General features: G+C 50.8%; 7 protein-coding genes. 3 read left to right on the forward strand and 4 right to left on the reverse strand.

Features of this window, described 5'->3' with window-relative positions; genetic code table 11:
• Positions 1-4: 4 nt before the first annotated feature.
• The 3 genes from RC85_RS26115 to RC85_RS07580 all read left to right on the forward strand — a co-directional run bounded on the left by RC85_RS26115 (position 5) and on the right by RC85_RS07580 (position 947).
• Positions 5-259: a group II intron maturase-specific domain-containing protein gene (locus RC85_RS26115; RefSeq protein WP_084422444.1), complete on the forward strand. Its 255-nt coding sequence runs from the start codon at positions 5-7 to the stop codon at positions 257-259.
• Between the two features lie 126 nt (positions 260-385).
• Positions 386-652: an HNH endonuclease gene (locus RC85_RS29010; RefSeq protein WP_420852605.1), complete on the forward strand. Its 267-nt coding sequence runs from the start codon at positions 386-388 to the stop codon at positions 650-652.
• Positions 573-947 (forward strand): hypothetical protein, encoded by a 375-nt coding sequence (locus RC85_RS07580; protein WP_162273185.1) that lies wholly within the window; start codon positions 573-575, stop codon positions 945-947. Before RC85_RS29010 ends, RC85_RS07580 begins: the two co-directional genes overlap by 80 nt.
• A gap of 226 nt (positions 948-1,173) precedes the next feature.
• Here the strand turns inward: RC85_RS07580 and RC85_RS07585 are convergent, their stop codons facing one another.
• The 4 genes from RC85_RS07585 to RC85_RS07605 form a co-directional block, all read right to left on the reverse strand.
• On the reverse strand, positions 1,174-2,325 hold the full coding sequence (locus RC85_RS07585) for a glycosyltransferase (RefSeq protein WP_235033401.1): 1,152 nt from the start codon (positions 2,323-2,325) through the stop codon (positions 1,174-1,176).
• 918 nt (positions 2,326-3,243) lie between these two features.
• Complete coding sequence (locus tag RC85_RS29015; RefSeq protein WP_084422447.1) at positions 3,244-3,861, reverse strand: sulfotransferase family 2 domain-containing protein; 618 nt, start codon at positions 3,859-3,861, stop codon at positions 3,244-3,246.
• A 266-nt stretch (positions 3,862-4,127) separates the two neighbouring features.
• Complete coding sequence (locus RC85_RS07600; protein WP_068260694.1) at positions 4,128-4,715, reverse strand: FkbM family methyltransferase; 588 nt, start codon at positions 4,713-4,715, stop codon at positions 4,128-4,130.
• A 147-nt stretch (positions 4,716-4,862) separates the two neighbouring features.
• Positions 4,863-5,984: an ISAs1 family transposase gene (locus RC85_RS07605; RefSeq protein WP_068260696.1), complete on the reverse strand. Its 1,122-nt coding sequence runs from the start codon at positions 5,982-5,984 to the stop codon at positions 4,863-4,865.
• Between the last annotated feature and the right edge of the window lie 250 nt (positions 5,985-6,234).

Below are 6,234 nucleotides of genomic sequence, written 5' to 3' on the forward strand. Positions count from 1 at the left end.
CCTGATGACTTTCTTGACAAAAGGTGCCACCCACCATCTGTTGATCCGTGGATCAGCTGTCGTCACTGGATGGGCCAACTACTATCGGATCGCGCACGGCTTTAAACGTGCCGCCAATGCGTTGGACTTCCATGCTTACTGGATCGGCGTCAAAGCGTTGTGTCGTCGATACGATGTGTCGACCGCTCAGTGCATTCGAAAGCACGGACAAGGCGACAATCTCAACGTTGGCGGAAGCTACACGTTGAAACGTGCTTAAGACATCGAGATGTCTTGGAAACAGGAATCGCCGAAGCCCTACAACCCTGGAACGGGCTGCTACCTGGATGACGTCGACTGGGAAGCCGAAATTTGCCATTACGAAAATCGGCAACGTCCCGGTCGCATGGACTTCAAGGCGGGGGTGCTCTTTCGCGACGGCCATCGCTGTCGTCAGTGCGGAAGTCGTGTCACGATTGAAACCTCGGAAACGGACCACATCAACCCCGTCAACTGTTTCGCCAATTTCGCTCAAGCCAATCACTTGTTCAACTTGCAGACCTTGTGTCTGCGATGCCACAAGCAGAAGCATGGTGCGAAGTCATCAAGACATTCTGGAAAGCCGGATGCAAGGAAATCTTGCACGTCTGGTTTGGGGTTGGGGCCCGGGTGAGACTCCCGGGCCTACACCACCGTTCTTGGGCAGTGAGGCAGGCGGCGAAGTAGCGGCGCGACTGTACACGCTAACGACAAGCGATCATCGCCACCACTTGAACTTGTGGGCCTACGTTGACGACGTGCTGCGTCGGCTTGCCGATGGCGATGCAGATCTGAACGCCTTGGTTCCGGACGCCTGGGCAAAGCAGCACCTGGACAAGGTCCGCACCTACCGCGAGGCAGAATCCCTCGCCCGCGCAGCCAAAACCAAAGCCCACCGCGCCCTCCGCCGAAAACTAGCCGGCAAATAGTCCTGCCGAACGCTTACGGAAGTTGGGATTGGTTTCGATTCCGCGTCAGAATCGGTCAGCCCTATGAACGATCACATGCGTCGTCTGGCTGAATTGTCGAGTCCGGTCGACAGGTTTTAGTTGACGCAGTAAGTCCCTTCGCGAACACCGCCTGTTCGTCATTCTTTTAAGCGAAAACAGCCTCTACTGTACGGTCATTGAAACCATCCCATTGAGGTTCTATTAGTCAATGGAATGCATCGCCAGATTGATGGCCAAGGAACGTTTCTAGCTGTGCAATCGCACGTTCATAGGCCCCTTCGCCATAGTGTCGGTTTTCTGATGCAAACTGGTTAGCGTTTGCCCTATATTTTTCATCCGAGCAGATACGCGAGACGGCTGCATAATAGTTGCCGGGGGTATTCGGGCGAATTGAGAGACCACAACCATAGCGATGCACCGCCGCGGATGTAATTCGGTGCTCAAGAAAAAGTGGAGCTGAAAGTATGGGAATACCAGCAGTCAGCAACCGACAAACCGTTCCATGATTGCCGTTACAGATAGCAAACCGACATTCCTTCGTAAGCGTTGAAATGTCAACCATGCCATCTTGCAACTGGATTGGATGTGTCGTTTGGATGGACGGTTCGAGATTGGCGTCACCGTCGATGACTAACGCCGTAGCTACGTTGCAACTGGTCAATTCAGTTAGCAATGACTTCAGGCCAGCAAACGGCTTCAGGTAAGCGAATGCTTTGATCTCGGCGGTACCTGACCATACTGCGTCGCGACCACCACAACGGTCCCAAAAACCAAGGTACGTCGCGTCGTTCTCACGTTGGTTTTGGTAGGGGTCCAACGCAGGGATCGTAATTAGAACGGTCCGTTCAACAGGCAGTAAAAGGTCTCGCCACGAAGGCTGCCTCTTCAAGCCGACTTTGCACAGTGCTTTGCCGATAGCAGAAATGATGCAACGAGAAGCTTTCTCAATGTCATCCAAGGCCTCTTTGTCGAGTTGCTCTTCTAAAAACAGATCAAACAATGCTGGCGAATCACCACTCGGTGGGCAAAGATATCCGTTGCCGATGCGTACGCTTGGTACACCGAGGGATTTTGCAACTGCAAGACTCATTAGCCCAAAATCTGCGATCAATAAATCTGGCTCAACCAAGCGAAAGATGTCACGCCACGATCGTATGCTATCAGCTGACTGATCTTCGTTATGGAAGACGAGATTCCAAGCCAGTTGTGCGAGCGTCACAGGGTTGGGGATGCTTCGATGCCCTGCAGGCATCTGGATCGGCGCTGGTAGACAACGGACTGTATGGGGTGGAAATAACGCCGAAGTACCATTGAGATCTCGCGTAACCAAGGTAACTTCATGGCCAGAATTGACCAAGTGCTCAGCGATCGGGGCAAACAATCTCAAGTGACCTGTGCCAGCGCCCCACTCCCAGGAATATAGAATTCGTGCCACGGGTTGTTCCAGATAATGCCGATGCGATTTCAAGCATTCGGAAATGCTATGTTGATGTTAGTCTAGAAATGAAAGTAGCCGAGCAACGACCTTCGGCTAATTTCAATATAGGCTGCCCGCCCCCTGTCTTCTCTCAATCTGAGCTAATCAAAATATGCTAGATGCAATTTCGCCGATAGCGGTACTTGGACCGTACCGTGGCGGTACATCTTTAGTGACTGGAATTTTAAAAGAACTTGGATGCTTTACGGGTAATGCATTCTTCGACGCTCAATCGGGTTATTGTACATACGAAGATGAATGGCTGCGATGTTGCTGCTTGCAGTGTTTCGACGAAAACACGAAGCGATATCGGGGGACGTTCGAGCAACGCGTCGCTAACTTGAGGTGTTGGGCCGAGTTTGCGCGTAGCGAAACAGCTGCGAATTCATTTTCGACGTACGTGGGTAAGCATCCGACGATGTGCATGCTAATAAATGAACTTGAGATTGCCTGGCAATTTGATGGTGAACCACCACCGTTGTTTGTCAGCGTTGAACGTCCCGTAGAGGACACCATACGGTCATGGGATAAGGCGAAAACACCAACGGGTCATCCTTGGTGGCCGCGTCCCGACCGGGAGGCATTCGTGAATTCGTTGATCATTCATCGCGATAATTCTTTGGCCAAGTGCAACGCGGTCAATATTGATTTCCAGCGTCTTCGATCCGATTCAGAGTCGGAAATCTTGAAACTAGCAAAGGCTTGCGGCCTGCCACAAACTCTTCTTCCAGAAGCATCTCGCTTAATAAAGTAGTCGTCAAACTAAAGTTAGCGTCGGGAAACAGCTGGCAGAGTCTTTCATCGATAGCCGAAAATCTGATAATCGCGTTGATAGAGATGCCTGACCCGACTAGCGTGTCGCTCCCTTAACGCTTCAACATTGTCGTTGGCACGGATGCGAGACCGGTTAAGGTGGGGGATGTTGTGTGATGGCAGTTTCAAGGCATCGCAGACAAACCCGAAATCTTGCGTGAAGCTTTCCATCCGACCTAGGAAGTCAATTTGGGACAAATCGATGAGTCGGCTTTGAAGGCAAAGATGATGATCACACTTCCGCAAATCTAACTTTTCAACCCACGACAAAAAAGCTCCAAGGTCCAGCATTTCTCGGTGTACTGCTGGTTCGAATCGAAAGTAGTTTCGATCTTGAACTTTATCTCTCCAGCACGAAAGAAATCGATCCCAAGGATCACGAACAAAGCCAAATTTGAAATAGCTTTGGGTCAAATTAACTGGGTAGTTAACCCACATTGCATTCGCGACATCCAAGGGAACCGAATTTTGCTGAAAGTAAGCTAACACGGATTGGGTTCCCGCTTTGGCAACGCGAAACCATATGAATGGGATCGAGTGAGAAATCGTTAGGTTGTAAGAGAGAAAAGAGGGTTGCCCAATCTCCCAGCTGCTAGTCGTCATCAAATGTTAAGTTCCTTTTTTGCAACATCAACTTGGCAAATTCGTTTTAATTCTGTGCGTGATGCGAAGCATTTTCAGTGCAACGACGACTGTGCCGCGTCTAAGCTACCCACGCGGCATATCTTAGTTTAGCCTCACTAAATGTCTCGGAACGCCGGTTTCGCTTTGTTGATGTCATTCGCAGTTAAAACGCTATTCGTTCTAATGCAAATTTGCGGTGCTTGCCGTGAGCGGTCCTATTGAACAGAAGCCTGCTGGGCCTGAGACTAAGTCCAGTGCTGTATCTTGACGCCCGCGTTGTGCAACTGACTTTCCAAGTGCTGTCGAGATTGCGCTGATTCATCCGGTAAGAGCCTGACATGCCACTCGATAAAAAGAGCATCGATCAAGCTCAGGACATCCTCGCGAATTAAGTGACGAAGCACCGGGAATTCAGCCCCCTCAATATCCATCTTCACTGCTAGGTAATCACAATCCGAAAATGCCCGGAGAAGCCTCGCTAGGTCAACGCAGGGTACTTCAATTGGCGGGAGAAGCGATGGGTGCGTAGTTTTCAAGCATGACAATCGGCTTCCCCATCCATCAATGTCACTTCGGCCATCCGTGGGAGAATGATTCTGTGCCAATTGATGGTTTTGCTGAGAGAACGAAATTGTCCCGTCCATGGTCCAAATGGCAGATGAGTGGACCAAGACATTTAAATCTGTCTCGCGCATTCGATCGGCAAGCTCGCAAGCAGGGTTCGGCTCGTAGAGATGAATTTCCCATCCCTCGTCAAGACTAAGTGGCTCTTGGAGCATTTTGATGGCGTTACCGTGATGGCCACCTAAATCTAAAAGTACTTTACGCAACATTGAATATCATGCAACAAATCTTGTGAACGAGAGTAACTGATTGGTCGAACAAGCGAGTTTATGTGAAGTAGACCGACCGTTTGCTTCTAAGAAAGCTTGCGACGCTGAACGTCCATCGCTCGGTATCCAGGGCGATTGCACGGGGATTTACCGACTGAAAACGACTTTTTCCATGTAGTCATCGTCCCAACCAGCGGTGAGCCGCTTGTTTTTGACTCCGCACTTGGCCGTTTTCTCTTGCTTGAGCAAGCTTAGTGCCGTTCGCCGAAGCGTACTGAAGTTCTCATCACCGTGCCCTTTTCGAATGCGACATTGATCTTCGCCGAACGTCACATCTAACTGCCAGTGACAACTGTTTTCGATGCCCCAATGATCACGCACAGCACCTGCGAACGATTCCCCATCAATCAATTTGTTGAGGATGTAGTAACGCACTGCGATCTCGTCGCCCTTGCGACGCTGTGTGTTGTTGATCGACACGCCGATCGCACAAAGATCCTTCCAACGACCTGCATCAGGAAGGTCGTCGGGAACTTCACACAAGTAGTAGCTTCGCTCGTCGATACGACCGTGACCGGTTTCGTTGGTGTGATGCTCAGCAACTTCGATTCTTGCAAAGTTGTCTTCAATGTGGTCCAGAAAGAATGCTTTGATTCCCTCGTGCAGCGTCGGCTGATTTCCTTTCACCGCCAAGCAGTAATCCGCACCTTCCTTGACGATCTTTGCAGCGATCTCAGTCTGGCATCCCATCGCGTCAATCGTCACCAAACCCCCGGAAACGTCGATCATTTCGAGCAGTTTCGGAATCGCGGTAATCTCATTACTCTTAGCGTCCACGACCGTTTGCCCAAGGCTGATATGATTGGCAGTCGCCCATGCGCTGACCATATGGATGGCTGCCTTTCCGGTCGCGTGATCGAAGCTACGGCGAAGCGTTTTTCCATCAATGGCAATGACTTGTCCGCCCGTGATTTTGTGCAATTGCGTGATCCACGCCAGCAGCACGGGTTCAAACTCCTCTGGGTCGATCGCATTGAGGATCGCGTTGAAGCGATCGTGCGATGGAACACCAGCGGACATGTCCAAGAATTTGGCGAACCACTCTTTCTTGGTGTTAGCGAACTTGGCAATGGCGACATAATCATCCGCTCCGGCAATGACGGCACAGATCGTCATGAACAAGATATTGACCAACGGATAGACCGACTCACCGCGGCGAGGGTCAGTCATCTTTTCAAGTTGTTCAACAAGCGAGGCGGAGCGTTCCATCGAAGGTCACCAGTACGAAGCGATTCGCCCGACAACTGCAAATCAGCCGTCCAAACACGAACCTTCGCTCAGTCTCCCAGATTACCTATCGTGGCGCAATCGCCCTGCTCGGTATCGCATTTTGGAGGTGGAGAAGGAAATTCACATCTTTTGTCTAGAATAGCCCAGATTGCTTGCATCCGGGCATGGAACCCCTTAGAACTCGTAATACGCGATCAAGAGGGGGGGGCAATTTGGCGTCCAGCTTTTC

This window comes from Rubripirellula obstinata, assembly GCF_001642955.1.
Lineage (GTDB): Bacteria > Planctomycetota > Planctomycetia > Pirellulales > Pirellulaceae > Rubripirellula > Rubripirellula obstinata.